Here is a 25,572-nt window from a genome sequence, read left to right as displayed (position 1 = left end):
CGACACGCCGATTTGCCTTGCTGACGAAGGACTGCAATCCTTTTCAGTACTCGCCTCAGTCGAGCGTCGCAGCCGAACATTTCGGAGGTCCTCATGCCCAAGGCCCTGCAACCCCATCCCGATCGCGCCCTGCCGGCCGGGGAGTCACGCGACCTGGCGCGCCGGATCCACGCGTCGACGAAGGATCTGCCGCTGCTCTGCCTGCACGGGCACGTCGACATCAGCCTGTTCGCGGCCGACGAGCCGTTCGGCAACCCGGCCGAGTTGCTGGTGATCCCGGACCACTACGTCACCCGGATGCTTGTCTCCCAAGGAGTCTCGCCGGATCGACTGGGTCTCCCCCGTCGCAACGGCGCGCGGACCGCCGACCCGCGTGACGTCTGGCGGGAGTTCTGCGCGCACTGGCATCTGTTCCGCGGGACGCCTAGCCGGTACTGGCTGGAGCACGAGTTCGCCGAGGTGCTCAGGCTGACGGCCCACCCATCGCCCGAGACGGCTGACGAGCTGTACGACCAGATCTCGGCGCGAATCGCCGAGCCCGACTTCCGGCCGCGGGCGTTGCTCGACCGGTTCCGGATCGAGCTGCTCTCCACGACCGATGCCGCAACCGATGACCTCGCCCTCCATGCACAGCTCGAGGCGGAGCTGCCCGGCCGGGTGATCCCGACCTTCCGGCCGGATGCGGTGGTTCACCTCGATCGGCCCGGCTGGAGCTACCTGGCCGAGCAGCTCGGACAGCTCGCCGAGGTCGACACCTCGACGTACGGCGGCTATCTGGAGGCAATCCGGAAGCGGCGGCAGGTGTTCGTGCAAGCGGGAGCGAAGGCGACCGACCACGGGCATTTCAGTGCGGCGGCGACACCGCTGTCCGACGCGGAGGCCGAGCGAATCTACGCCGACGCGCTCAAGGGTCAGGTGTCGACCGAGGATGCGGCGGCGTTCGCCGGGCACATGCTGTTCCAGTCGGCGGTGATGTCGGCCGACGACGGGCTGGTCATGCAGCTGCACCCAGGCGTCCTGCGGGACCACGATCCGGCGATCCACGCGACGTACGGGCCGGATCAGGGGCATGACATCCCGGTCACGACCGAGTTCACCCGTTCGCTGCGGCCGCTGCTCGAGCGGTTCGGGCATGCGGAAGGCTTCCGGATCGTGCTGTTCACCGTCGACGAGACGACATACTCGCGGGAGCTCGCGCCGCTGGCCGGCGTGTATCCGGCGGTCCGGCTCGGAGCGCCTTGGTGGTTCCTGGACAGTCCTGGTGGGATGCGGCGGTTCCGGGAGCTGGTGACCGAGACGGCCGGCTTCTACAACACGTCGGGCTTCGTGGACGACACCCGTGCGTACCTGTCGATTCCGGCGCGGCACGACCTCGCCCGACGGATCGACGCGGGCTATCTGGCCGACCTGGTCGTGCAGCATCGGCTGGACGAGGAGGACGCGTTCGAGGTCGCGCAGGACCTGGCCTACAACCTCGCGCGGGACACGTACCTGAGCTAGCTGTAGTCTCCACCAGATCTGTACGGCTGGGTGGGCTGGAAGGAACGTTGGATGAGGCGTCGGGTCATCGTGGGCGGCGTCCCCCTTCAATGGGCAGCTGTCGCGGCCGGGTTCGCGTTGCTGCTCAGTGGATGCACGAGCGGCGACGACGGGTCCGGGAAGGCCGGTCCGGTGACGACGACGGTGACCGTTCCGACGGAGCCACCGGCAGCGGCGGCCGCTGTGCTTGGGCCGACTGGGCCTCGTACGGCGAAGGCTTGCAGCGGGGTGGAGATTGCGGTTGGCGCGGATCCGCAGCAGGTGATCGACGGGCACCCGGCTGGTACGACGTACTGCTTCGCGAAGGGATTGCACCGGATCGGCACGCCGATCGTGCCGCGGGACGGCGACCGGTTTGGTGGTGGGCCGGAGGTCGTGCTGACGGGGTCGAGGGCGCTGACCGGTTGGGTGCGCGATGGCGATCGTTGGGTGGTGCGCGGGGTGCTGCCGGCGGCGTACCCGCTCAAGGGGCAGTGTGAGGACAACCGGGCTAATCCTTGTCAGCGCGGGGAGCAGCTGTTCGTCGATGGCAAGCACCTGACGCGGGTGATGAGCCTGGGCGAGGTGAAGCCGGGGAGCTTCTTCGGCGACTACTCGATCAACGCGGTGTACGTCGGCGATGACCCGAGTGGGCATGAGGTCGAGATGTCGCGGACGACGGCCGCGTTCACGGGTCGCGCCGAGCGGGTCACCGTGACTGGGTTGACGATCGAGCGTTTTGCGTCGCGACCGCAGGGTGGGGCGCTGGAGGCTGGTCGTGGCTGGCGTATCACGGGGAACGAGGTTCGGTGGAACCATGCGGTCGGCGTGATGCTGATCGAGGCCGACGGGGCGCAGGTGAGTCGGAACACGATCGCCGACAACGGGCAGCTCGGGCTTGGACAGTACAAGTCGGCGGACGCGCGGGTCACTGCGAACCTGGTGACTCGGAACAACACCGATGGGTTCTGGATTGCCGACTGGGAGTCGGGCGGAATCAAGTCGACGCGGTCGTCGGGCGAGGTTTCCGGGAACGACATCATCGGGAACCGCGGGGTCGGGTTGTGGAGTGATATCGCCGAGTACGACCGGCGGATCAGTGCGAACCGGATCCGGGACAATGCGGCGGACGGGATCCGGTACGAGATCAGCTATGCGGGTGTGATTGAGAAGAACGTTGTTGAGGGCAACGGGTTTGGCACCGGTCGGGGGTCCGGTGGGAGTCTGTGGGACGGCGGTGGGATCAACGTGAACACGTCTGCGGGTGTTCAGGTTCGCGGGAACCTGGTGAAGGACAACCGGAACGGGATCTCGATTCAGTCCCGTACTCGCGGTGAGGGTCCGCGTGGGCGGTATGTGCTCAGTGATGTGGTCGTCGAGGGCAACCTGATCGTGCTGAACGACGCCGGGTCGAGCACTGGTGTGGTCGAGAACAAGGGCTCCCCCACGACGTCCGGTGCCATCACTTTCCGCCGCAACAGCTACCGGCTGCCCGGCAGCACGCGCTTCGCCTACCGCGGCAAATCCCTCACCTGGCCGCAATGGCAAGAAGCCGGCTTCGACCAAGACTCAGTCGCCAGCTGACCCTTCGGCTCAGCGGGTGGCTGGGGTTGGGCGTTTGGAGCGGTGGCGGATTCGGTCGGCGTCGCAGATGGCGGCGGCTACCAGTAGGTGGACGGTCATAGAGGACAGGTCCGACAGGCCGCTCTCGTTCAATGACGCAGCACTCACGTAGCCCATGAGGAGGGCACCGCACGCCCGGATGTAGGGCGTGGGCGCACGTAGGACGGCGATCCAGGCGAGGATGACTGCCAGGGCAACGATGATGACCGCAAGTAGGCCGGTTTCCCAGTAGAGGCCTAGCCAGCTGTTGTCGATGGCCATGACGTCGATGTCGCCTTCGCCGCGTCGTAGCAGCACTCGTTTGTTGCCGAGACCGTGGCCGATGATCGCGGTCTGGATCGAGACCTTCTCGTCGAGGACCGCCTGCCAGCTTGTGGTGCGGCCGCTCAGGGAGCTGATCTGACGGGTGCCCTGGCCGCGCAGCAGCCAGGTGTGTAGCGACCCGATCATCAGGAAGGCCAGACCGAGCAGAGCCGGTACGCCGAGGGTTGCCAACCGACCGAACCACGTCTTGCGGGTGAGCAGGAGCGCGAGCACCAGGCCGAAGGCGATTGCCGCGGCTGACGTGCGCGTGCGGCTGGCGGCGATGAGGATGACGCCGAGACCGATCAAGGCTCCCGACGGTACGAGGGACAGCTTCTTGCAGATGAAGCCGATGAGCGCCAAGCCGAGCAGGATGGCGCCGACCTCGCCGACCCGGGGCGGCAGCATCGGGATGATGACACCCTGGAGGCGATAGCCGGTACCGAAGGAGCTCAGGGGTCGCCATGCCTGGCTTGGCGCATACGCCAGGCTCAGGACCACGGTGATCGCCAGCAGGATGTGCGCCCAGAAATGTGCGCGGACGAGCCGCTCCGGCACCTGCACGAGCGGACGCCACAGCAGGAACACGAGCACGAGGCCGATCAGGAACCGCGCCAACCGGGTCAACGGTCCCAGCGGCTCAGCCAGCAGGAACGCGGTCGCCGTCGCGAACATCACGTACAGCACGTAGAGGGTGCCGGTCGGATTGACGCGGGTCCGGAAGCCGGGCTTGGTGGCGGCTAGCGCGATCAGGAAGATCGCACCGAGCAGCAGCCCCTTCATCACGCTGTTGGTGGAACCCGTCGTCCCCTGGGGCGCAGCGACTCGCGAGGACCACGGCTGCACGCCGAGCACGAACAAGCACCACAGCGCGAGCCAGAACCACGCTGGCTTCTCCGACGGCGTCTCGACCGTCCCCGGGACCGCCTGGGCCAGCCGGTCCCGCCGCGGCGCCCAGCCGTGGCCGACTCGATACTCCGCTCCCCGACGGAACAGCTCTGCGCCTGATTGCATGGCGCAGTCAGCGGATGTGGGGGGTGGGAGATTCGGTCGGCGTGTAGTTGAGCGGGATGCCGAGAGTCTCGTCGTGGTCGGAGGCGCCGATCAGTACGACGCCGAGCACCGGAGCACCGGCGTAATGGAGAGCCGCGGTGAGGCGGGCGACGTCCATCTCCTTGTCGTGGCCGACCTGGACCACGAGCACAGAGGCCTCGACGGCGGCAGCGAGCGGCGAGATGCCGTGCCGACCGACCGCAGCCGGGCCGTGGATGACGACCGAGTAGCCCGGCGGGAGGTCGGCGATGATGCCGGGCACCAGCGACGGGCCGACTGCGGAGGCGGTCTCCTCGTGGTTCAGGCCGGGCGGCAGGACATACAGGTCGGCGACCGTGCCGGGACGGAAGAGCTTGCGGGCGCGGATCGCGCGGGTCGCGGCCGGCTCGACGACGAGGTCGGTCAGGCCCTCATGACCGGTCACGTGCGGAAGAACCGGCGTACCCTCCACGTCGGCCAGGACGAGCAGCGTCTCGCGGCCGTCGCGGGCGTTCGCCTCGGCCATCGCCAGCGCGATACCGGCCGCGTTCGGGCTGGTGGATGCCGAGACCACGAGCAGTGCGCCCGCGCCTCCCCCGCCGAAACTGCGCGGGTTCAGCTCGCGACGCGCCAGCGCTCCGCTCGCTTCGGCGCCCAATGCAGTGATCTCGTACTGCGGGAGCTCGGGCGCGGACCGGTGCCAGAACCGCCGCCGGTTGCCCTCGGAGGCCGCGATCACCGGCGAGCTCGAGGCTCGGGCCGCCTGGTCGCGGGTCAGGATGTACGGCGTCAGGTGCGACCGAAGCAGAGCCAGACCGAACCCGAGCACCAGTCCGAGGATTCCGCCGACCAGGATGTCGCGCGCGACCATCGGCGACGACGAGGCGGTGTCGGTCGTAGCCGGGGTCACCAGCTCACTCCCGGCGCCAACACCGGTCAGCGCCTTCCGCATGGCCGCCGCATCGTCGGCCGCTTGCCGGGCCTCGGTGGCCAGCCCGACGCGCTGGTCGCGCAGCTGGCTCGCAGTCTGGGTGTCGCCGCGCTGAACAGCCTCGTCGATCTGGCTGACCAGCGATCGCGACTGAGCAGTCGCTGTCTTCGCACGGTCCTGCGCCTGGCTGGCCAGTGTGGTCAGCAGCGCCTTGGCCGCGTCGTTGCGTTGCTTCAAGTACGTCGTCGCGATCGCGTTCGCGCGCTGAACCGCCTGAGCCGCGGTCGGCCCGTCGGTCGTTACAAGGTACGCGTTGTCGGTGACCGCCTTCACCCGGGTCACCGCGGCGAGGTCCTGAATCGTCTGGTCGGACGTCGGCAGCCCCAGCGACTCGGCGACAGTGCGCAGCAACCGCGGACTGGCCATCACCCGTGCCTGGGTCTCGGCCGGCAGGTCCATACCGAGCGGACCGGTCTTGTCGGTGCTGCTCGGCAGCTTCCCGACCAGGGCCGGCGGTACCGCCGGGCCGATGACGAGCTGGCTGGAGGCCGTCCAGCGCTGGGTCTGGGACAGCGCGAAAACCGATGCCCCGATCAGACCGAGCACGATGCAGGCCATGATCAGCCACTTCTGCCGTAGCAGTGACTGAGCGGTCTCCCGCCAGACCACAGTGCCCGGTTCCATCCCTACCTCATTCCGTCGACCAGCGCCTCAGGATAGCTACGACGGCAAGGCGTGGCGAGTCGGTCTCGCTGAGTGCCCTACTCTTCATCCCAAGGTCGCGGGGGCGAGTGAGGGACCGGTTATGTCCGAGGGGGACATCGCAGCATGAAGAGATGGTTCGTTGCGTCGATCGCAACCGCCACAGCATTGGTCGCCGCAACGCTGATCTACGCGCCGGCGGCGCAGAGCACCGAGGCCTCGTTGTCGGCTACCGACAGCCCGGTCTGGCAGACCAATGCCAGCGTGCAGGGTCTGACCGTCGCCGCCGGCAAGGCGTACGCCGGAGGCCGCTTCACCAGCGTCCGGCCGCCAGGTGCTGCCGCTGGGACGAGTGAGGTCGCGCAGGCCTACCTGGCCGCGTTCGACCAGGGCACCGGCGCACTGGTCAGCTCGTTCGCCCCGGTCCTCAACGACCAGGTGTACGCCGTGGCTGCGACCGCGGACGGTTCCCGGATCTTCGTCGGCGGCGACTTCACCACGGTCGACGGCGTCACCCGGAACCGGATCGCCGCCTTCGACACCGCCACCGGCACGCTCGTCGCGAGCTGGAAGCCGAGCGTGTCCTACCGGGTCAAGACGATCGCCGTCTCCGGCAACACCGTGTACTTCGGTGGTTCGTTCGGCCTCGTGAACGGCCAGGACCGGCCTCGCCTCGCAGCGGTGGCCGCGGACACCGGCGCCCTGCTGCCGTTCGCCCCCAACGTCAACGGCGACGTGTACGCCGTCGACGCGGCCGACGACGGCTCGAAGCTGTACGCCGGAGGCCAGTTCGGTCAGGTCAACGGCACCAGCCAGAACACCGTGGCCAGCCTCGACCCGGCGACCGGCGCGGTACTTCCCTTCCCCGGGGCGTCCGCCGTACCGCCGCCGAATGGGTCCTGCACCACCCGCGTGAAGTCGATCGACGCCAGCGGCGACACCGTCTACTTCGGCAACGGTGGTGACGGCGGCGGCTGCTTCGACGGCACCTGGGCGGCCGACATCGCGACCAACGCACTGAAGTGGAAGAACCAGTGCCTCGGTGCGACCGAGGCGGTCAAGGTCGTGAACGGCTGGCTCTACAAGGGCTCGCACGCCCACGACTGTGCGAACCAGGGCGCCGGCGGCTTCCCGCAGGGCTTCGGCTACCGCTTCCTGCTCAGCCAGAAGCTGACCGACGGCACACTCGGCCCATGGTTCCCGAACACCAACGCCGGTCCGCCCACCGAGGTCGGACCGCTCGCGTTTGCGACCGGCGGCAGCGACCTGTGGGTCGGCGGAGATTTCACCACCTCGAACGGCGTCGCCCAGCAGGGGCTCACTCGCTTCACGAACGCGAGTCCGGGGGCCGCACCCGCGAAGCCGGCCAAGCTGACGCCGTACAGCGTCGAGCCGGGTGTCGTGCAGATCCACTTCCCGACTGTGGTCGACAACGACGACAGCACGCTGACCTACCGCCTGCTCAAGGGCTTCAGCAACACCACCATCGCGACCTGGACCGCCAAGTCGACGCCGTGGGACCGCCCCTGGCTGCACTACACCGACACCGCCGTGACCCCAGGTGAGTCCACCAACTACCGGGTCGAGGTCACCGACGGTACGACGACGCTGCGCGGCAACTACTCCGACGCGGTAACAGTGGCGAGCGCGAAGTCGACGGCGTACGACCAGATCATCGGCTCCGACGGCCCGCAGGCGTACTGGCGGCTCGGTGAGCCCTCCGGTACGACGACCTCGGTCGACTCGTCCAGTCAGAGCAACAACGGCACCTTCACCGGTATGTCGCTCGGCGCGGCCGGTGCGATCGCTGGGAACACCGCTGTGTCCACCAGCACGACCAGCGGCCGCATGGTCGGCGAAAAGGCCTACAGCATGCCGCAGCAGTTCACTGTCGAGGCCTGGGTCAAGCAGAGCTCGACACGCGGCGGCCGGATCATCGGCTTCGGCAGCTCCAAGACGGGCAACAGCGCCGGTGGCGGCGACCGGATGCTCTACATGCGCTCGAACGGCGCGATCCTGTTCGGCGTCAACGACGGCGCCCAGCGGACCGTGACCAGCCCGTCGGGCAAGAACGACAACCAGTGGCACCACGTGGCCGGCACTTTCGACAACGGCCTGCTGAAGCTGTACGTCGACGGAGTCCTGGTCGGCAGCACCAGCACCGGTACGGCGGCGCTGTACTACGGCTGGTGGCGGATCGGGTACGACAACACGAGCACCTGGACGGGCGGCGGGGCCACCCAGACCGGTCTCGGCATCGACGAGGCGGCCGTCTACCCCTACGCCCTGAGTCCGGTCCAGGTGCAGGGCCACTACGATGCGCGGTGAGCATTCTGTCGGGGAGTTGTAGCACAAAGTCATAACGTGGTGGGGGGTCGGTTCCCAGCCGACCGCCCACGGCGCTAGTGTCCGCAGCTGGTGCGTCGTGCGGCACGCGCCGTCGACTGATCCCCCGCCCAGTCAAAGGAACTTGATGAAGAAGCTAGTTCTGGCCCTCGTCACCGCGGCGGCCGTCGTCGCCGCGGCGCTGATCCCGTCCGGTGCACCGGTCGAGGCTGCGTCGAAGGGCTTCGGCTCCGCGGTCTCCGCGGTCAAGCAGACGGCCTGGCAGACGAACAGCAGCGTGAACGCGCTGGCGATCGCGGGCAACACCGTGTACGCCGGCGGTCTCTTCACCAGGATCCGCCCGCCGGGCGCGGCCAAGGGCCAGCGGGAGTCGGTCCGCACGTACGTTGCCGCCTTCAACAAGACCACCGGCGCCCCGACCACCTTCGCCCCGAAGCTCAACGGCGCGGTCTACAGCATCGCGACCAGCCCCGACGGCAAGTGGGTCGTGCTCGGCGGCGACTTCACCACGGTGAACGGCGTGAAGCGCAGCAAGGTCGCTCTGTTCAGCGTGGCCACCGGCCAGCTGGCCGCCTCGTGGGACCCGGTCGTCGCGGCCCGGGTGAAGACCCTGGCCGTCTACGGCAACAGCGTCTTCATCGGCGGCGCGTTCACCAAGATCGACGGCCAGGTCCGCAACCGGGTCGGCGCTGTCACACTCAGCACGGGCGCACTGCTCAAGTGGAACCCGAACGCCGACGACGACGTGTACGCGATCGCCACCTCCGACAACGGCACCCGGGTGTTCATCGGCGGCCCGTTCACCACGATCAACAGCCGCGATCACTACTCGGTCGCGATGGTGAACAGTACGACGGGGGCCGCGCTCGCGTTCCCCGCCGCGGCCGGGATCCCGGAACCGACCTGGAACTGCACCACCCGGGTCAAGGCCATCGACACCCTCGGCAACCGGGTCTTCATCGGCAACGGCGGTGACGGTCCCGGCTGTTACGACGGGATCATCGCGGCCGACGCCACCACCGGCAAGATGCTCTGGCAGAGCAACTGCCTGGGCGCGAACGAGGCGCTGAAGGCGATCGACGGCTGGCTCTACAAGGGCTCGCACGCGCACGACTGCAGCCAGGACGGCTCGTTCGGCGACGGCACCGGCACGCACTTCCTGCTGGTCCAGAGTGTTGCCAACGGCAAGATCGGCCCATGGTTCCCGAACACCGACGCCGACCAGAACAGCACCACGAAGGTCGGCCCGCTGGCGTTCGCCGGTGACAGCACCGGCCTGTGGGCCGGCGGCGACTTCCTGCATGTCGCCGGAAAACCCCAGCAAGGACTCACCCGGTTCAGCAGTGCGCCGGGTGGCGCGTATCCCGCCGTACCGAAGGCTCCTGGCCTGACGGCGGGCCGGGCCAAGGTCACCATCAAGTTCACCGATGTCTACGACCTCGACAACATCACGCTGACGTACAACGTCTTCCGCGGTAACACCAGGATCGGGTCCTACAAGTACAACTCGTACTACTGGGACAAGCGGAAGTCCTACACGGTGACCGACACCGGAGTGAAGTCCGGCCAGACGGTCGGCTACCGGATCGAGGTCACCGACGACCGGAATACCGTCAAGAGCTCGACAGCGACCGTCAAGGTCCAGTAGAACCATGGGGGCTGCCCGCACGGGCGGCCCCTTCGCATTCGCCCGCCGGCCGCCTGCCGGTCCCCGGAGTACATTTGAACCCGAGGGGGGTTCATAAAAGTGAGGAAACTTATCGCTGCGCTCGGCGCGGCAGGTCTCGGCGTTGCCGGGCTCCTGGTCGCTCTGCAGCCGGCCCAAACCGCAGTCACCACCGGTGGCCCGCTCACCGCGCTGCCGGCTTCGGCCTGGCAGACCGACGCGAGTGTGCTCGGCCTGGCCGTCGCCAAGAACAAGGCGTTCGTCGGTGGCCGCTTCCTGAACGTCCGTCCGCCGGGCGCCGCCCCGGGCGCCAGCCAGACCAGCCGGACGTACCTGGCCGCGTTCAGCACCAGCTCCGGTGCGCTCGACACCTCGTTCAACCACGTGCTGAACGGCGTGGTCTGGTCGATCGTCGCGTCGCCGGACGGCTCGCGGATCTATGTCGGCGGTGACTTCACCAAGGTCGACGGTGTCACCCGGAACCGGGTGGCCGCCTTCGACTCCACCACCGGCGCCCTGATCGCGAACATCAAGCCCAGCGTGTCCTACCGGGTCAAGACGCTCGCCATCGGCGGCAACAGCCTGTACTTCGGTGGTTCGTTCGGACTCGTGAACGGCGTCGCCCGCAACCGCGCGGCGGCGATCAGCACGGTCGACGGCACGTTGCTGCCGTGGAACCCGAACGCCGACGCCGACGTGTACGCGATCGACGCGGCCGACGACAACTCGAAGGTCTACCTCGGTGGCACCTTCACCAAGATCGGCACCACCAGCCGGTGGGCCGTGGCGAGTGTGAACAACTCGACCGGTGCGATCCTGCCATTCTCCGCGGCCTCCGCCGTACCGAACCCGACCTCGACCTGCAAGAGCCGGGTCAAGGACATCGAGACCGTCGGCACCAAGGTGTACTTCGCCAACGCCGGTGACGGCGGCGGCTGTTTCGACGGCACCTGGGCGGCCGATGTTGCCACCGGCAACCTGGTCTGGCGGAACACCTGCCTCGGCGCCACCGAGGCGATCACGATGGTGAGCGGCTGGCTGTTCAAGGGCTCGCACGCCCACGACTGCAGTGCGTCCACGGCCGGGCCGGCGTTCCCGGAGGGCACCGGCAACCACTACCTGCTGCTGCAGAACCCGGCCGACGGCAAGCTCGGGCCCTGGTTCCCGAACACCAACGCCGCAGCTCCGACGCAGGTCGGTCCGCTGGTCTCGGCGACCGGTGGCACGGACCTGTGGGTCGGCGGTGACTTCACCAAGGTGAACGGCGCCAATCAGCAGGGCCTGACCCGCTTCACGAACCTCGGGAACGGCGCGCTGCCGCTCGGCCCGGCGTTGCCGACGCTGTCCAACGCGGTCACCAAGCAGGTCAAGGCGACCGTCCAGACCTCGGTGGACAACGACGACATCACGCTCACCTACCGCCTGCTGCGCGGCGCGGCGAACGTGGTGGTCGCCACCACCACCGCGAACTCGACGTTCTGGAGCCGGCCGAGCATCACGCTCACCGACCCCAACGCGCCGCTCGGTTCGCAGATGTACCGCATCGAGGTCACCGACGGGAAGAACACCGTCCGCGGCGGCTACTCGACCATCACGGTCAAGTAGCTTTCGGCAGGGTTCCACGTCATACCGGGGTCGTACGTCGTACCGGCAAAGTAGGTTCTGTCGGGCGATGCCGGCCCCGGTTCGGGTTCGGGATGCTGTTCTCATGACACGTCGGACTCTGCAGCTGATCGGTACGGCGCTGGCCGGAGCAGCACTCGCGACGGCTCTGCTGATCGGGCTGCACCGGCCCGGGGCACGGCTGTGGACGACCGCCGCGTCGTTCGCGCTCACTGTGGCCGCCCAGCTCCGCTGCGGGGACGCCCCGGTCACCCCGACCGAGTTCGACGGCCTACTAGACCGCAGGTAGCTCAGGCGTTGGCTCGGCGGCGGTGGGCGGCGATGGCTCGGTTGGCTTGATGCCACCACAGCAGCAGCGTGCAGAACGACGCACCGGCCAGTCCCCAGGCTGCGCCGCTGGCACCGGCCAGGAAGGCGCCTCCGACGCCACAGACGACCAGTGCGACCGATGAGACCAACCGGACGCCCAAACCGCGGTTAGCGGCCGCCAGTGCCCGCAGAATCGCGAAGGCGCCCGCATTCGAGGCGCCGAAGGCCTGAAGCAGGATCACCGGGATCAGTACGGCGTGTGCCTGCGCCCAGACACCTGGTCCCAGCAGCTCGCGGCCGACGACTGGTGGGAGCAGCAGGAACACGGCCCCCCAGGCGAGCGCTCCAGCCCCAACACCCAGTGAAATGGCCAGACCGACCAGCCAGAGCCGACGGTAGGAGTGCCGCAGCGCACGGCCTGCTTCGGGGACCGAGATCATCCGGATGCCCTGGTTAAGCACGTTCACCGGACCGAGCAGGACCTGGGCACCGCGGATACCGGCGGTGGCGGCCAGCCCGGCTGCTGCGGTGATCCCGAGCATGTAGACCTGGATGGTGCCCGAGATCGCCAGCATCTCCCCGACGTACTTCGGGGTCAGGTCCCAGTTCCGGCGTACCCACTCTCGGATCAGCTGGCGACGCGGCGCGAGCCCGGTCTGGAAACGCCCGGCGACGGCAGCGATCACCGCGCCCAGTCCCCAGGCCAACGTGAGGGAGAACGCGGACGCGGTGTCGGTCAGATACAGGCCGCCGAAGATCGCCAGCATGCTGAGCAGCCAGATCAGGTCGTTCAGGAAGGCCTTGTAGCCGTCCCCCACGACGAAGAACGCCCACCGCCACGCGTCCTGCAGCAACAGCCCGGGCAGAGTGACCGCGAAAGCGATCAGCACCCCACGAGACGGCACGCCCGGGAACAGTGCGATCGCGAGACCAACGAGCAGCCCGAGAAAGCCCAGTAGCAGCGCGGTCGCCGTACTGGCTCGGACTGCGCGCTCCCAGGCCGAGGTGCGGCCGTCGGTGGAGTGCCGGACGGCCAGTGGCTCAGTGGAGATCGCCCTGGAGACGTTGAGCGCAATCGTGTAGCCACCGAAGGCCAGCGCGTACACACCGAAGTCAGCGACCGAGCTGGACCGTGCCACCACCACACCGACGGCCAGGTTGCTCAGACTGGACAGGGCCTGGTCAGCCAACCCCCAACCTGCGCGACCGGCCGGTCCGGCCAGTCGACTGAGTTTGGGGGGCCGGACCATCATTCGCTAAACCTACTCAGCACCCCCGCACGTTACACAGCACGTGGCGGGCGGCGCAGGATGCCGATCCCGAAACGCGGAATCCCGATCAGATAGCGCTTCCACAGCCGCCGCGGCTCCTTGTAGAGCCGATAGCTCCACTCCAGTCCGGCACGCTGCATCCACAGCGGTGCGCGGTCCAGCCGCCCGGTGTGGAAGTCGAACGCCGCACCGACGCCGATCAGGATCGCCGCGTTCAGACGCTCGCGGTGCTCGGCCATCCAGCGCTCCTGTTTCGGAGCGCCGAGTCCGACCCAGATGATGTCCGGCCGCGCCGAGTTCATCCGGTCCACCGTCTCGGCGTCCTCGGCCTCGGTCAACGCCCGGTACGGCGGGCACTCGACCCCGAGCACCTTCAATGCCGGGTGCTGTTCCTGGAACCGCATCCGCAGCTCGTCGGCCACACCCTCAGCACCGCCGTAGAAGTACTGCGTCCAACCGCGCTCGGCGGCCTCGGTCATCACCCGCTCGAGCAGGTCCGGCCCAGCCACCCGGTCCATCTGCTCGAAGCCGGCCTTCTTGCCCGCCCAGACCAGCGGCATGCCGTCCGGTACGACGAGACCGGCGGTGTTGTACACCTCGGTCAACCGCTCGTCCGCCTTGGCGTGCAGCAGCGCGTTCATGTCGGTGACGCAGACCAACTGCCGCTCACCGTGGTCGATCCAGCGCTCGAACGTCGCCACGGTGTGATCGAGATTGGTCACGCTGACCTGGATGCCGAGTACGTCGACCCGGTCCGCTGCAGTGGCAGGGGCCTCGAGATCGGTCATCGGTCGTCCTCCGGGGTCAGCAGGGCCAGATCCGCGTCGACCATGATGCGGACCAGTTCGGGTACGTGGGTCTGGGCCTTCCAGCCCAGCTCGGTGTTCGCCTTCGACGCGTCACCGATCAGTGAGTCGACCTCGGTCGGGCGCTCGTACCGGGAGTCGTGATCGACGAACTCCTCCCAGTCCAGCCCGACATGATCGAAGGCCAGCGACACGAAGTCTCGCACCGAGTACGACGTACCGGTCGCGATCACGTAATCGGCCGGAGTGTCGTGCTGCAGCATCCGCCACATCCCCTCGACGTACTCCGGCGCGTACCCCCAGTCCCGGCACGCATCCAGGTTCCCCAGATACAGCCGCTCCTGCTTGCCCAGCTTGATCGCGGCGACCGCCCGGGTGATCTTCCGCGTCACGAAGGTCTCACCTCGCCGCGGCGACTCGTGGTTGAACAGGATCCCGTTCACCGCGAACATCTCGTACGCCTCGCGGTAGTTCCGCGTCATCCAGTACCCGTACAGCTTCGCGGCCCCGTACGGCGAGCGCGGGTAGAACGGGGTCGACTCGTTCTGCGGGGGTGGCGTCGCACCGAACATCTCCGATGACGACGCCTGGTAGAACCTGCAGTCCAGACCGATCATCCGGATCGCCTCGAGCAGCCGCGTCGTCCCCATCCCGGTCGTGTCACCGGTGTACTCCGGCTCGTCGAACGACACCCGCACATGCGACTGCGCGGCCAGGTGGTAGACCTCGGCCGGCTGGATCGAGGCAAGCAACGTCACCAGCCGCGAGCCGTCGGTCAGATCCCCGTAGTGCAGGAACAACCGCTTGCCCGTCTGCTGCGGATCCTCGTACAGGTGGTCGATCCGTTTGGTGTTGAACGTCGACGCCCGCCGGATCAGGCCGTGCACCTCGTAGCCCTTGGCAAGCAAGAGCTCAGCGAGGTACGAGCCATCCTGCCCGGTGATCCCGGTGACGAAGGCTTTCTTCATACAGCGTTCTCCAAGTACCAGGCGTAGGTGGCGGCCACTCCGTCGGAGAGGTCGATGGTCGGCTTCCACCCCAACGCCTGCAAGCGACTCACATCGAGCAGCTTGCGCGGCGTCCCGTCCGGTTTGGACAAATCGTTGCCAATGGCCCCTTCGTAGCCCACGACGCGGGCAACCAACGAAGCCAGTTCCTGGATCGTCACGTCCTCGCCGACACCGACGTTGATCGGCTCCGGCTCGTCGTACGTCTCCAGCAGATGCAGGCACGCGTCGGCCAGGTCGTCCACATGCAGGAACTCCCGGCGCGGCGTACCACTCCCCCACAACACCACCTCCGGCGCGCCCGCGACCTTCGCGTCGTGGAACCGCCGGATCAACGCAGGCAACACATGCGACGACGTCAGATCGAAGTTGTCGTTCGGCCCGTACAGGTTGGTCGGCATCGCCGAGATCCACGGCAATCCGTATTGACGCCTAACCGATTGGACCTGCAGGAGCCCGGCGATCTTGGCGATCGCGTAAGCGTCGTTGGTCGGCTCCAGCTCCCCGGTCAGCAGACTCGACTCGCGGATCGGCTGCTCGGCGTACTTCGGATAGATGCACGACGATCCGAGGAACAACAACCGCGGCGTCCGTACGTCGAGGGCCGCGTCCATCAGGTTGACCTGGATGCGCAGGTTGTCGCTGAGGAACTCGGTCGGGTGATCGCGGTTGGCCAGGATCCCGCCGACCCGGGCCGCGGCGTCGATCACCACGTCCGGCCGGTGCTCGGCCAGGAACGCGAACGTCGCCTCGCGGTCCCGCAGATCCAGCTCGGACGACGAGGCACCGATCAGCCGGGTGTGCCCGGCCGCCTCCAGCCGCCGCCAGATCGCGGAGCCGACGAGGCCGCGATGGCCCGCCACATAGACGGTCGCATCAAGTTCCATCAGTACGCTCCCGCGCCGTAGAACACCGCACGCGCGGTCTTCCAAAGAATCAGCAGGTCGAGTGTCATCGACCAGTTGTCGACGTACCGCAGGTCGAGCCGGACCGACTCGTCCCAGGACAGGTCGCTGCGGCCACTGACCTGCCACAGGCCGGTGATCCCAGGCTTGACCAGCATCCGGCGGGAGTCGTCGGCAGCGTACAGCGCGACCTCCTCGGACAGCGGCGGCCGGGGGCCGACCAGCGACATCTCACCGCGCAGGACGTTGAACAGCTGCGGCAGCTCGTCCAGCGAGAAGCGCCGGATCCAGCGGCCGAGCGGCGTCATCCGCGGGTCGTCGCGCATCTTGAAGATCACGCCGTTGCCGTCGCTCAAGGCGTAGAGGTCACCGAGCCGCTGCTCGGCATCGGCGTACATGCTGCGGAACTTGAGCATGGTGAACTCGGCGCCCGCGCGGCCGACGCGCTGCTGGCGGAACAGCACCGACCCTGGGCTCGACAGCCGAACCGCGACCGCCAGACCGATCAGCAGCGGCGACAGCAGGATGATCATGCCGAGCGCGATGATCCGGTCGAAGACGGCCTTCATCAGGTGTGGTCCACCACTGACCGACGGCCGCTCGAGGTGCAGGAGCGACAGGCCGGCGACCGGGCGGACCGAGATCCGCGGACCCGCGACCTCGATGATGCCTGGCGAGACGATCAGCTCGATCCCGCGCTGCTCCAGCGCCCAGGACAGCCGGCGCAGCGAGTGACCGACCAGCTCGGGGTCGGTGGAGATGGCGACGACCTCGACCGCGTGCCGGTCGGCGGCGGCCAGGATGTCTGCCTCGTCCAGCTCGTCGGCGTGCAGCGGCCCGTCGGTCACCTCTTCGGTGCGCGGACGGCAGGTGGCGACCACCCGGAATCCGTCGGTCGGCCGACTCTCGAGGTGCTCACACAAGGTTGCGGCCGGGACGCTGTGCCCGACCACAAGAACCCGATGCATACAACGACCTCGAACCCGGTGCCGGTGCAGATCCTTCCGCAGCGCGTACCGCAGGCACAGCGCGGCCGCACACATCACCGGAATCGCCAGTACGACGAAGCCGCGCGCGATCTCGGTCTTCGTCACGTACGACGCCATCGCCACGGCCGCGGTCAGCCCGACCCCCGACCGCAGCAGCGACCGGAACTCGTCCGGCCCGGTCCCGAAGTACCGGGGGTCGTAGCCCTTGGACAACGCGACCGCGGCCACCCAGGCCAGCGGCAGCAAGCTGCTCACGATCAGATAGCCACTGCCGACCCCCGAACCGAACCGGGCCAGCAGCGCCACGAAAACCCCGAGCATCGCGGCCAGCAGATCACCACCGACGGCGGCCCAGCGGTACACCCCGAGCCAGCGAGGTTCGGTCGAGCGCGACGACCGGGGAACGATGGCGGGAACCTCATGCGGAACCACCCAGAGTGGACGGCGGCCGTCGACCGCGTCCGGCGCCTCAGCTCCGCTCACTCCGCTTCCTCGTGTCTGCGCGTCATACCTGTCAAACGGTGATCACCGCACTAAGTGACGGTGAAATCCTGGTTTCCTCGCTCTCAAAATTCACCCGCATGTTGACGGCGAGTCACGGCAGGTTACTACGCGCCGCGGTGTACTGCGACCACCGACGCAGAACCGTTGCAGAGAACTTGCACGGACCACGAACTTAGGCAACCCTAATCAAGTAGTCGCACCCACTACCAAAGGAGTCCGGTGACCACCATCGACGACCTGATCGGTTTCGGCCTCGACGCGTACCGCAGCTACGCGCCGGATCCGGAGGCGCCGGTGTGGCTGGCCGCCCGACGCGATCGGGCCAGTTGCGCCGTACTAGCCGAGACCGTCCCCACCGCGGAGCTCGCCCCCGAGTCACAGGCCGAGTTCGCCGCAACCCTGGCCGAACGCGGCCTGGACGTCACCGAGTTCCAGCTGATCGCCGTCCACCCCAGGCAGTGGGCCCAGCGCCTAGCCACCCGCTGCGCCGGCGAACTAGCCAAACGCAACCTCGTCCTCCTCGGCGCCAGCGCCTAACTCATGGCGGCCCGCAAGACGGCCCCCTCCACCACCTCACCCCCACCTCGCCCCCAAAGAGCAGCCGTCCACTCCTGAACACCCCCGCTGCTCTTTGTGCACCCACCTCATCTTTGTGCACCCACCGACCACCCTGAGCTCGCGAAAATGACTGGTGGGCCCTCAAAGTGCGATCTCGTGCACAAAGACAAGGCGACCCACCTTTGGGGGTGCCGAGCCGCACGGTGGCTTCGGTCGCGGGGCCGGGACCACAGCCGTGCTCGAGTGTGGGGAGTTTGCCGCTGGTAAACGATGGAGAGCAGCACGGAGCTCACACTCGACGGCGCACTCGTCACATTGGGTGCCACGCGCGCGACATGGGCGCCACGCCCGCCAGATGGGCACCACGTGGGCCTGTTAGTGGGTTACGGCGCGGGCGGTGTGGTGGAGGAAGGTGTGTAGCTGGCGGCCGACTACGTTGGCGGCGAAGTTTTGTTCGAAGGTGGTTCGGGCGGCCGCGGCTAGGCGGGACCTGGTGGCGGGGTCCTCCATCAGGCCGATCAGTACGTCGGCGGCCGCGTCGGCGTCTTCGAGGGGCCAGAAGAGGCCGTCGGTGCCGGGGTGGACTACGTCGGGGATGCCGCCGACGGGGGCTGTGATGACGGGGAGGCCTTCGGCCATGGCTTCTACTAGGACTATGCCGAAGCTTTCCATGGTGGCGGTGTGGCAGTAGACGCGGTGCTGGCGGACGATCGGGCGGGGGTCCGGCTGGTAGCCGAGGAAGCGGATCTGGTCGGCGATGCCTAGGTCGGTTGCCTGCTTCTGCAGGGCGGCACGCTCGGGGCCGTCGCCGACGATGGAGAGGGTGTAGCGATGGCCGCGGGCTGCGGCGGCGCCGAAGATGCGGAGCAGGTGGGCGTGGTTCTTGCGCGGTTCGAGTCCGCCGATGGTGACGAGGTCCGCGACAGGCGAGGGCGCGACGGCTGGGCGCGGGCTGTCGGGGACCGGGTTGGGGACTACTGCGCTCGGCACGTTGTGCAGGGCAGGGATGCGGGCTTCCAGTTGGGACTTGTTGAAGCTGGAGACGTAGACGATGCCGTCGAGCCTGCTCAGTACGTCGGTCTCGTGCTGCTGGATCGAGCGGAAGAGAGTGCCGTCGCGTGGGATCTCGCCCTTGTCGGCCCACTCGTCGGCCTGCGAGATGTTCAGGTGCGCGACCATCACCACCGACTGGGTGGTGCGGACCCGGAGGGCGACGCCGGCGCTGATCGGGCACTGGGCATAGATCACCGCGTCAGGGCGCGAAGCCAGGTGTCGGCGGAGAGCCGCTTCGAGGTAGCGGGCGTGCCAGTACTCGTGCCAGCGGATTCCGGCCGGTCGGCTGATGCGGCGGATGCCGATGCGGGCCGCGAAGATCGGGAGGACGAACGGCGACCGGGCCGAGAATGGGCTGACCACGCTGACCGGTTCGGACTCTGCTCGTAGGTAGGCGTCGAAGGTGCGGACGTGACTCTGCAGACCGGATGGGCCCTCGAGTCTCATCAGCGTCGCGATGACCACTTCTCTCATGCCGGCGCTCCTTCGGGTGACAGGTGCGCCGAACCGAAGTGCTCGTGCTGTGCCTTCTGCAGCCGGCTCCACCAGATTCCGCCGCCGACGATCGAGGCGATGGCGGTCCCCCACACGGCGCCTTGGGCGCCCCAGAAGACCGCGCCGACTGCAGCCATCGCGACGAAGAGCGTGGTCACGACGATCTGGCATTGCATGGTCAGGTCGGCTCGGCCGAGAGCGCGCAAAGCAGCCGACGGACCCACGTGGGTGCACCCCGCCGCACAACTCACCACGATGCCCAGCACCAAACCACGCGCGTCGGCCCAAACGTCACCGAGCACCAGCCGCCCGATCCCCAGCGGGAACGTGATCATCACGGTCACTCCCCACGCGAGAGCGACAACCGCCAGCCCACCACTCAAGGCGGCGCCAAGGCGAAGCAGTGCACGACGGCCGCGAGTCAACGCCCGAGCAGCCTCCGGAACCGCTACCTGGCCGACGCCCATCAGCAGCGCAGCCACCGGCCCGATCACCATCTCCGCGCCACGAATCGCACCGGCGGCCGCGAGACCACCGGTCGTCGCGACCACGAGCGCGCGGATCTGACCACTAGCACCCAGTACGACGTTCTCCACCAGGAACCGCATGCCCAGATCGCGGTGCTTGCGCAGCCAGCCCAGAGCGAGCCCCGGCCGCGGCAGGATCCGCGCCTGCCAGATACCGAACAGTCCCGCGACCCACGCCGTACCGCCGAACACGAGGAGCGCAAAGGTGATGCCGCGAACATCGGCGGCGTACCCGACCGCGAGCACGCCAACCATCAGCACGGACCACACGGCGTCGTTGACGAACGTCTTGGCGCCTTGACCCGCAGCGAAGAACGCCGACCGCCAGCTGTCCTGGAACATCAACCCCGGCAGAACGATGCCCAGGGCAATGAACGCGGCGCCGGCCTCGGATCCCGGCGTGATCTGCTTCAGCACCACGCCAAGTCCCACACAGATCAGACCACTCAGTACGCCGACGAACAGCGCGACCCCACCCGCAGCGGCGACCGCCTGCCGCCAACTGTCCTTCCCTGCCGCACTGAACCGAACCATCACCGCATCGGTCGACAGCGCCCGCGAGCAATTGAGCGCAATCGCGTACGCGACGAACGCCAGCCCGAGCGCGCCCAGACTCGCAGCCCCCATCAGCCGGGCCACGAACACCCCGAGCAGGAAGTTGCCGAGGCTGGACACCGCCTGATCGGCGATCCCCCAGCTCAACCGCCCGAGGACCTGCTTGCGCACGCTCACGATCGGCCCCCGAACAGTACGGCGGTCAGGTCGGCGAACTGCTCGTCCAGCCGCCCCCGAACCATCCGCAGCCGTTCGTCGATGGTGCCGACCACCCGCACCCGCTCGCCTTGGAGCGCCGCGAACTGCTTGTACAGGCGTTCGGCATCAAGCTCGCGAATGTCCTGGAACCACTCCTCGACACCGAACTGCTCCATCACCGCGAGGTGCTTGCGTCCGTATCCGATCGCGATCGTCGGCTTGCCGAGCTTCAGCCCGAACAGCACGGTGTGAAAACGGGTGCCGATGACGGTGTCGACCGTGCCGAGCTGATTCATCAGCTCATCGGTGGACGTGAACGGTTCGTACACCACGTGCGCCGACTGGACTCGGGACTGCACATCCAGCACAACTGCCTCGTCGGCCTCGTCGCCGATCAGCAGCCGGACGCGGCGCCCGTCGGCCAGCAGACGCTCGACGAACTGCGTCATCTTGGCCGTGTACTCCTCCTGGATCTGCTCGGCGTGGGCGCGGTCCTCGTCACCACCGGGGAACGCCATCACCCCGACACCGACGGAGTCGCCGGCCGGAGCGATCGGCAGCGTCGGCAACGCGAAGACGAGGTCCGGATAGACCTGATCGGACAGACCGGCCATCCGCATCTTCTGCGCGGCGCCCAGCGACTGCTCGTCGCGGAACGAGCGGTAGTAGGCCAGCCGGGCGGACCGCGACAGTAACCAGCCGTTGACCCGTTCGCGGATCACGTTCGCGCCCACGCTGACGAAGGCGACCTTGACGCCGAACAGCTTGCCCGACAGCGACATCACGAACTGCGACCACGGCAGCTCCCACGGCCGCTGCGGCAACGTGGTCTCCAGCACGCCCATCCCCGGAATGACGACAACGTCGTGCCGCCGGACCCAGGACATGATCCGCCAGGTGTCGATCACCGACCCGGCGACGATCCGGCCGAGTGACACCGCCAGCCGGATCGGCTTCGGACCGCGTGCAGGTTGCGAGCCGGCCAACCAGCCGAGCTGCGCCGCCGGTACGCCGTACCGTTCGGTGACTCGCTCCGGTCCGGAGCACAGGCTGTCGAGAACCGCGTCCGGCCGCTCTGCCTTCAGGTAAGCCAGGACGGCTTCGAGGGTCGCATCGTTGCCGATGTTCCCCGAACCGAGCCGGCCGAACAAACCGATCCGCACGTCAGCGCCCCTCGGATCCGGCGACGACGGCTGCGACCGACAGCGTGTCGATCGCGCCGTAGTGCTGAATCGGCTCCGGCCGTACGGCGCCTGGCAGGCGACGCGTCACCCGGCTCGTCAGCCAATCCCGGATGTGCCGTTTGCAGGCGCGCTTGTCCGCGGCGCTCAGCGGAGACCGGCGTACGGCGGCGTAGTAGCCGAGGATGTATTCGGCGACCAGCCGGATCGGCGGGTGCACGAGTTTGTTCGAGCGCTTCGGATCGAGATTGCGGGACCAGCTGCTGATGGTCGGGTTCGCCTGCAGGGCACGGCCGTCGTGGTGCCGGCGGAAGTACAGCCACTCCGGCACCTGGAGGAATCGGCCGTGCAGCACCAGCTCGGCCATGAACACCTGGTCTGCGTGATAGAAGCTGCCGTGCGGCTTCACCTTGCGCAGCACGTCCGACCGGATCACACCGTAGAAGTCGTCGGCCTGGATCGCGCCCGGCAGATCGGCGTCCCGCAGCTGGCTCCGCAGTCGCTCCGGCGCCTCCGCCGCATCGGTGTGCAGCGGGTATTCCAGCGCCTGGATGATGTTGTCCTCGCCATCGATCGCGGCGGTGTAGGTGTGCGTCAGTACGGCGTCCGGGTTCGCATCCAGCAGGTCGATGCACTTGGCAACCAAGTCCCGTCCCCACAGGTCGTCGCCGGAAGCCCACTTGAACAGCTCACCGTGGCTCTTCTGGAAGACGAAGTCGTGGTGCGGTGCGGCGCCGACGTTGTGGTCCTGCCGACAGAACGTGATCCGCTCGTCGCGCGCGGCGTACTCGCGGCAGATGTCGTCCGTGCCGTCCGTGGACGCGTTGCTGGACAGGATCAGCTCGAAGTCGGTGTACGTCTGGCCGAGGACCGCGTCCAACGACTGCGCGAGATACTCCTCGCCGTTGTAGACCGGTAGGCCGATGCTGAGTCTGGGGTGTGTCATGAGTGGCTCCCAACTGAGTCGACGGCCGCAGGGCGGTTGATCCGGTGCACCGGATCGAGGAGGCGCGGCGAGGCCGCGAGAGTGACGATCGGTACGGCGAGCAGGCCGCCGCCGACCACGTCGGTGAACCAGTGCATGGACAGCAGGAGCAGTGAGAAGCCCATGGTGAGCTCGGCCACGAGCACCAGCCACCAGGCCCACAACGGCGGACGCTGCCGCCAGACGAGCAGAATCCCGCCCAGGCAACTGAGCAGGATGACCATGTGACCGGAGGGATAGGACCCGTTGAACAGGCCCACGTCGTTGTGCGGATCCGGTCGTCCGAGAATCGCCTTGCTGGCCTGTGTCAGGAACACGGTCACCACGGCGAGGCAGCCGACGTAGATCACCGGCCACCAGGACTTCCGGCGTACGGCGGCGACCGCACCGGCCACCGCAAGCGCGGCGAGGGCGACCGGTGGGCCGGCACCATCGACGACGTTGCCGAAGACCAACTGCCACGGTCCCCAGACGTCGTCGGGTCGGAACACTTCCTTCAGCGTGCGATCGAAGCTGTCGGTCGGTTCGACTGTGACGAACACGGCCAAGGCCAGGAACACCGCCAGACAGATGAACGCCCAACGGTGTGCCACTGCCAACTTCGGTCCCACGCTGCTCCTTTATGCGTACTTACGGAAGACAGGCTGAACAGGACGCCCCGGCAGGAACGCCGAGACGTCTTGGGCGTCGAGCGCCTTGCGATAGACCGTGCAGGCCTGCGCGACCACCTCGACGGTTCGCTCGATATCCGCATCGGTGAGCGCGCTGCTGACCACGAACGATGGGCCGATCACGCCACCGAGGATCAGCTCGCGCAGGAAGAGCGTCCGGTACGGCTGCGACGGGGCGAAGTTCTCGTCCAGCGTCGCGAAGACCAGGTTGCTCGCCCGGCCGCGGACCAGCACGTGGTCCTCGACACCAGCGGCCAACGCGACCTCGCGGACTCCGGCGGCGAGCTTGTCCCCGAGCTCGTGCAGCCGCGCCGCGATCCCCTCCTCGGCGTACACGTCCATGACCGCCATCGCCGCGGCGAGGGCATGCGTCTCGGCGCCGTGCGTGGTGGACAGCAAGAAGACGCGCTCGTTGGTGTCGCGCAGACCGCCACGTTCCATGAACTCGCGCTTACCGGCCAGGGCCGACACCGCGAACCCGTTGCCGAGTGCCTTGCCGAACGTCGAGAGGTCGGGCGTCACGCCGTACACGCCTTGAGCGCCGGCCTCGGAGAAGCGGAAGCCGGTGATCATCTCGTCGAAGACCAGCAGCGCGCCGTACGAGTGGACGAGGTCGCGCAGTCCCTCCAGGTACCCGGCCGGCGGCTCTTGCTGGGTCGCCGCTTCCAGGATCAGGCAGGCGATCTCGCCGTCGTACCGGCGAAGCAGCTCCTCGGTCGCGGCCAGATCGCCGTACGGGAAGGCCACGGTCAGGTCGCCGATCGCGTCCGGGATACCGGCCGCCATCGGGGTCCGGGTGATGAACCAGTCGTCGGTCGAGAAGAAGGCGTGGTCGGAGCAGATCGCTACCTTGGTCCGGCCGGTGATCGCGCGCGCCAGCTTGACCGCGGCAGTGGTCGCGTCCGAACCGTTCTTGGCGAACTTCACCATGTCGGCGGTCGGCACCGAGGCCAGGAAACGCTCGGCTGCCTCGAGCTCGAGGATGCTCGGACGGACGAAGTTGCTGCCGTGCTCCAACTGACCACGCACTGCCTCCACCACGCGCGGGTGCGCGTGACCGAGGCTGACTGCGCGGAGGCCGGAGCCGTACTCGATGTATTCGTTGCCGTCGACATCCCAGACATGGGCGCCGAGGCCGCGCTCGATCACCGGCGCCATGTCCTCGGGGTACTGGTCGTCACCCTTGGCGTAGGTGTGCGCACCGCCGGGGATCGCCTTGTGCAGCCGGGCGTTGGCGGCGATCGACTTGTCGAAGGATTTACTCATGAAAGCCTCGCAATCGCTTCGGCCAGGGAAGGCGCAGCGAGATCCCGCTCGGACATGAGCGTGACCGGCAGCGGCCAGTGGATGTCGAGGTCCGGGTCGTCCCAGCGGATCGAGACGTCCTCGGACGGGTCGTGCGCGCGGTCGATCCGGTACGACACATCGGCCGGCTCGGTGAGCGCCTGGAACCCGTGCGCGCAACCCGCCGGCACGTAGACGGTCACCTGGTTCTCACCGGTCAGGTCGAAGGTCTCGCGCTGCCGGTACGTCGGTGAGTCGGGCCTCAGGTCCACGACCACGTCGAGCACGGCGCCGTACGAGCACCTGACGAGCTTGGCCTCACCGGCGCCGGCGCGGATATGCATTCCCCGTACGACGCCCTGCCGCGACCGGGAAATGCTGTCCTGCACGAAGGCGTCCGGATCGAGCCCGGCGTTCTTCAGCACGTCGCGATCGAACGTGCGCGAGAAGAACCCGCGCTCGTCGACGTGCGGCGTCGGCCGGAAGATCAGCGCACCGGCGATACCTGCAACCTGTTCTACCTGCATCAG

Annotated in this window: 21 protein-coding genes; 7 read left to right on the top strand and 14 right to left on the bottom strand. The window is 67.9% G+C overall.

The genetic code is table 11. The features are described 5' to 3' along the window. The first annotated feature begins 93 nt into the window (after nucleotides 1-93). Together uxaC and ABD231_RS14120 are read left to right on the top strand one after the other, a co-directional pair. Entirely contained in the window at nucleotides 94-1,500 is a 1,407-nt protein-coding gene (gene uxaC, locus ABD231_RS14125) for a glucuronate isomerase (RefSeq protein ID WP_344150446.1), read from the top strand. A gap of 51 nt (nucleotides 1,501-1,551) precedes the next feature. Next, nucleotides 1,552-3,102, top strand: coding sequence for a right-handed parallel beta-helix repeat-containing protein (locus tag ABD231_RS14120; RefSeq protein WP_344150443.1), 1,551 nt, complete (start codon nucleotides 1,552-1,554; stop codon nucleotides 3,100-3,102). A gap of 9 nt (nucleotides 3,103-3,111) precedes the next feature. Here ABD231_RS14120 and ABD231_RS14115 read toward each other — a convergent pair whose 3' ends face one another. After that, a complete protein-coding gene (locus ABD231_RS14115; protein ID WP_344150440.1) occupies nucleotides 3,112-4,458 on the bottom strand; it encodes an O-antigen ligase family protein in 1,347 nt (448 codons plus the stop codon). Between the two features lie 7 nt (nucleotides 4,459-4,465). Next, nucleotides 4,466-6,091 carry a Wzz/FepE/Etk N-terminal domain-containing protein gene (locus ABD231_RS14110; RefSeq protein WP_344150437.1) on the bottom strand — a complete coding sequence of 542 codons (1,626 nt, stop codon included), beginning with the start codon at nucleotides 6,089-6,091 and terminating at the stop codon, nucleotides 4,466-4,468. Between the two features lie 144 nt (nucleotides 6,092-6,235). Here ABD231_RS14110 and ABD231_RS14105 point away from each other — a divergent pair, with 144 nt between their 5' ends. From ABD231_RS14105 to ABD231_RS14090, 4 genes are all read left to right on the top strand, one after another. After that, the gene (locus ABD231_RS14105) at nucleotides 6,236-8,437 is read left to right on the top strand and encodes a LamG-like jellyroll fold domain-containing protein (RefSeq protein WP_344150435.1); all 2,202 of its coding nucleotides are present in this window, start codon (nucleotides 6,236-6,238) and stop codon (nucleotides 8,435-8,437) included. A gap of 145 nt (nucleotides 8,438-8,582) precedes the next feature. Continuing rightward, nucleotides 8,583-10,103 carry a WD40 repeat domain-containing protein gene (locus ABD231_RS14100; protein ID WP_344150433.1) on the top strand — a complete coding sequence of 507 codons (1,521 nt, stop codon included), beginning with the start codon at nucleotides 8,583-8,585 and terminating at the stop codon, nucleotides 10,101-10,103. A 99-nt stretch (nucleotides 10,104-10,202) separates the two neighbouring features. After that, entirely contained in the window at nucleotides 10,203-11,726 is a 1,524-nt protein-coding gene (locus tag ABD231_RS14095) for a fibronectin type III domain-containing protein (RefSeq protein ID WP_344150430.1), read from the top strand. Between the two features lie 103 nt (nucleotides 11,727-11,829). Then, on the top strand, nucleotides 11,830-12,033 hold the full coding sequence (locus tag ABD231_RS14090) for a hypothetical protein (RefSeq protein ID WP_344150427.1): 204 nt from the start codon (nucleotides 11,830-11,832) through the stop codon (nucleotides 12,031-12,033). A gap of 1 nt (nucleotide 12,034) precedes the next feature. Here the strand turns inward: ABD231_RS14090 and ABD231_RS14085 are convergent, their stop codons facing one another. From ABD231_RS14085 to ABD231_RS14065, 5 genes are read right to left on the bottom strand one after another with little or no spacing between them, the layout of a single operon-like run. Beyond that, complete coding sequence (locus tag ABD231_RS14085; RefSeq protein WP_344150424.1) at nucleotides 12,035-13,306, bottom strand: MATE family efflux transporter; 1,272 nt, start codon at nucleotides 13,304-13,306, stop codon at nucleotides 12,035-12,037. A 29-nt stretch (nucleotides 13,307-13,335) separates the two neighbouring features. Continuing rightward, nucleotides 13,336-14,112: a WecB/TagA/CpsF family glycosyltransferase gene (locus ABD231_RS14080; RefSeq protein WP_344150421.1), complete on the bottom strand. Its 777-nt coding sequence runs from the start codon at nucleotides 14,110-14,112 to the stop codon at nucleotides 13,336-13,338. Next, entirely contained in the window at nucleotides 14,109-15,098 is a 990-nt protein-coding gene (gene gmd / locus ABD231_RS14075) for a GDP-mannose 4,6-dehydratase (RefSeq protein ID WP_344150418.1), read from the bottom strand. The genes ABD231_RS14080 and gmd overlap by 4 nt, the downstream gene beginning before the upstream one ends. Continuing rightward, a complete protein-coding gene (locus ABD231_RS14070; RefSeq protein ID WP_344150415.1) occupies nucleotides 15,095-16,024 on the bottom strand; it encodes a GDP-L-fucose synthase family protein in 930 nt (309 codons plus the stop codon). The genes gmd and ABD231_RS14070 overlap by 4 nt, the downstream gene beginning before the upstream one ends. After that, nucleotides 16,024-17,514 (bottom strand): sugar transferase, encoded by a 1,491-nt coding sequence (locus ABD231_RS14065; RefSeq protein ID WP_344150412.1) that lies wholly within the window; start codon nucleotides 17,512-17,514, stop codon nucleotides 16,024-16,026. Before ABD231_RS14065 ends, ABD231_RS14070 begins: the two co-directional genes overlap by 1 nt. A 240-nt stretch (nucleotides 17,515-17,754) precedes the next feature. Between ABD231_RS14065 and ABD231_RS14060 the strand changes: the two genes are divergently transcribed. After that, on the top strand, nucleotides 17,755-18,072 hold the full coding sequence (locus ABD231_RS14060) for an IucA/IucC family protein (RefSeq protein ID WP_344150409.1): 318 nt from the start codon (nucleotides 17,755-17,757) through the stop codon (nucleotides 18,070-18,072). A 396-nt stretch (nucleotides 18,073-18,468) separates the two neighbouring features. Here ABD231_RS14060 and ABD231_RS14055 read toward each other — a convergent pair whose 3' ends face one another. Genes ABD231_RS14055 through rfbC form a run of 7 tightly spaced genes read right to left on the bottom strand, consistent with a single transcriptional unit; the run spans nucleotide 18,469 to nucleotide 25,569 of the window. After that, a complete protein-coding gene (locus tag ABD231_RS14055; RefSeq protein WP_344150406.1) occupies nucleotides 18,469-19,620 on the bottom strand; it encodes a glycosyltransferase family 4 protein in 1,152 nt (383 codons plus the stop codon). Then, nucleotides 19,617-20,900: an MATE family efflux transporter gene (locus tag ABD231_RS14050; protein WP_344150403.1), complete on the bottom strand. Its 1,284-nt coding sequence runs from the start codon at nucleotides 20,898-20,900 to the stop codon at nucleotides 19,617-19,619. The genes ABD231_RS14055 and ABD231_RS14050 overlap by 4 nt, the downstream gene beginning before the upstream one ends. Continuing rightward, nucleotides 20,897-22,084 (bottom strand): polysaccharide pyruvyl transferase family protein, encoded by a 1,188-nt coding sequence (locus ABD231_RS14045; protein ID WP_344150400.1) that lies wholly within the window; start codon nucleotides 22,082-22,084, stop codon nucleotides 20,897-20,899. Before ABD231_RS14045 ends, ABD231_RS14050 begins: the two co-directional genes overlap by 4 nt. Before the next feature lies 1 nt (nucleotide 22,085). Then, nucleotides 22,086-23,048 carry a glycosyltransferase family 2 protein gene (locus ABD231_RS14040; protein ID WP_344150397.1) on the bottom strand — a complete coding sequence of 321 codons (963 nt, stop codon included), beginning with the start codon at nucleotides 23,046-23,048 and terminating at the stop codon, nucleotides 22,086-22,088. Next, entirely contained in the window at nucleotides 23,045-23,698 is a 654-nt protein-coding gene (locus ABD231_RS14035; RefSeq protein ID WP_344150394.1) for a phosphatase PAP2 family protein, read from the bottom strand. Before ABD231_RS14035 ends, ABD231_RS14040 begins: the two co-directional genes overlap by 4 nt. A 9-nt stretch (nucleotides 23,699-23,707) precedes the next feature. Further along, nucleotides 23,708-25,024 (bottom strand): glutamate-1-semialdehyde 2,1-aminomutase, encoded by a 1,317-nt coding sequence (locus ABD231_RS14030; RefSeq protein ID WP_344150391.1) that lies wholly within the window; start codon nucleotides 25,022-25,024, stop codon nucleotides 23,708-23,710. After that, nucleotides 25,021-25,569: a dTDP-4-dehydrorhamnose 3,5-epimerase gene (gene rfbC, locus ABD231_RS14025; RefSeq protein WP_344150388.1), complete on the bottom strand. Its 549-nt coding sequence runs from the start codon at nucleotides 25,567-25,569 to the stop codon at nucleotides 25,021-25,023. Before rfbC ends, ABD231_RS14030 begins: the two co-directional genes overlap by 4 nt. Nucleotides 25,570-25,572 lie beyond the last annotated feature (3 nt).

Source organism: Kribbella yunnanensis (assembly GCF_039529655.1).
GTDB lineage: Bacteria > Actinomycetota > Actinomycetes > Propionibacteriales > Kribbellaceae > Kribbella > Kribbella yunnanensis.
The sequence above is the reverse complement of the archived record's forward strand: the minus strand, read 5'-3'. Positions and strand labels throughout refer to the sequence as shown.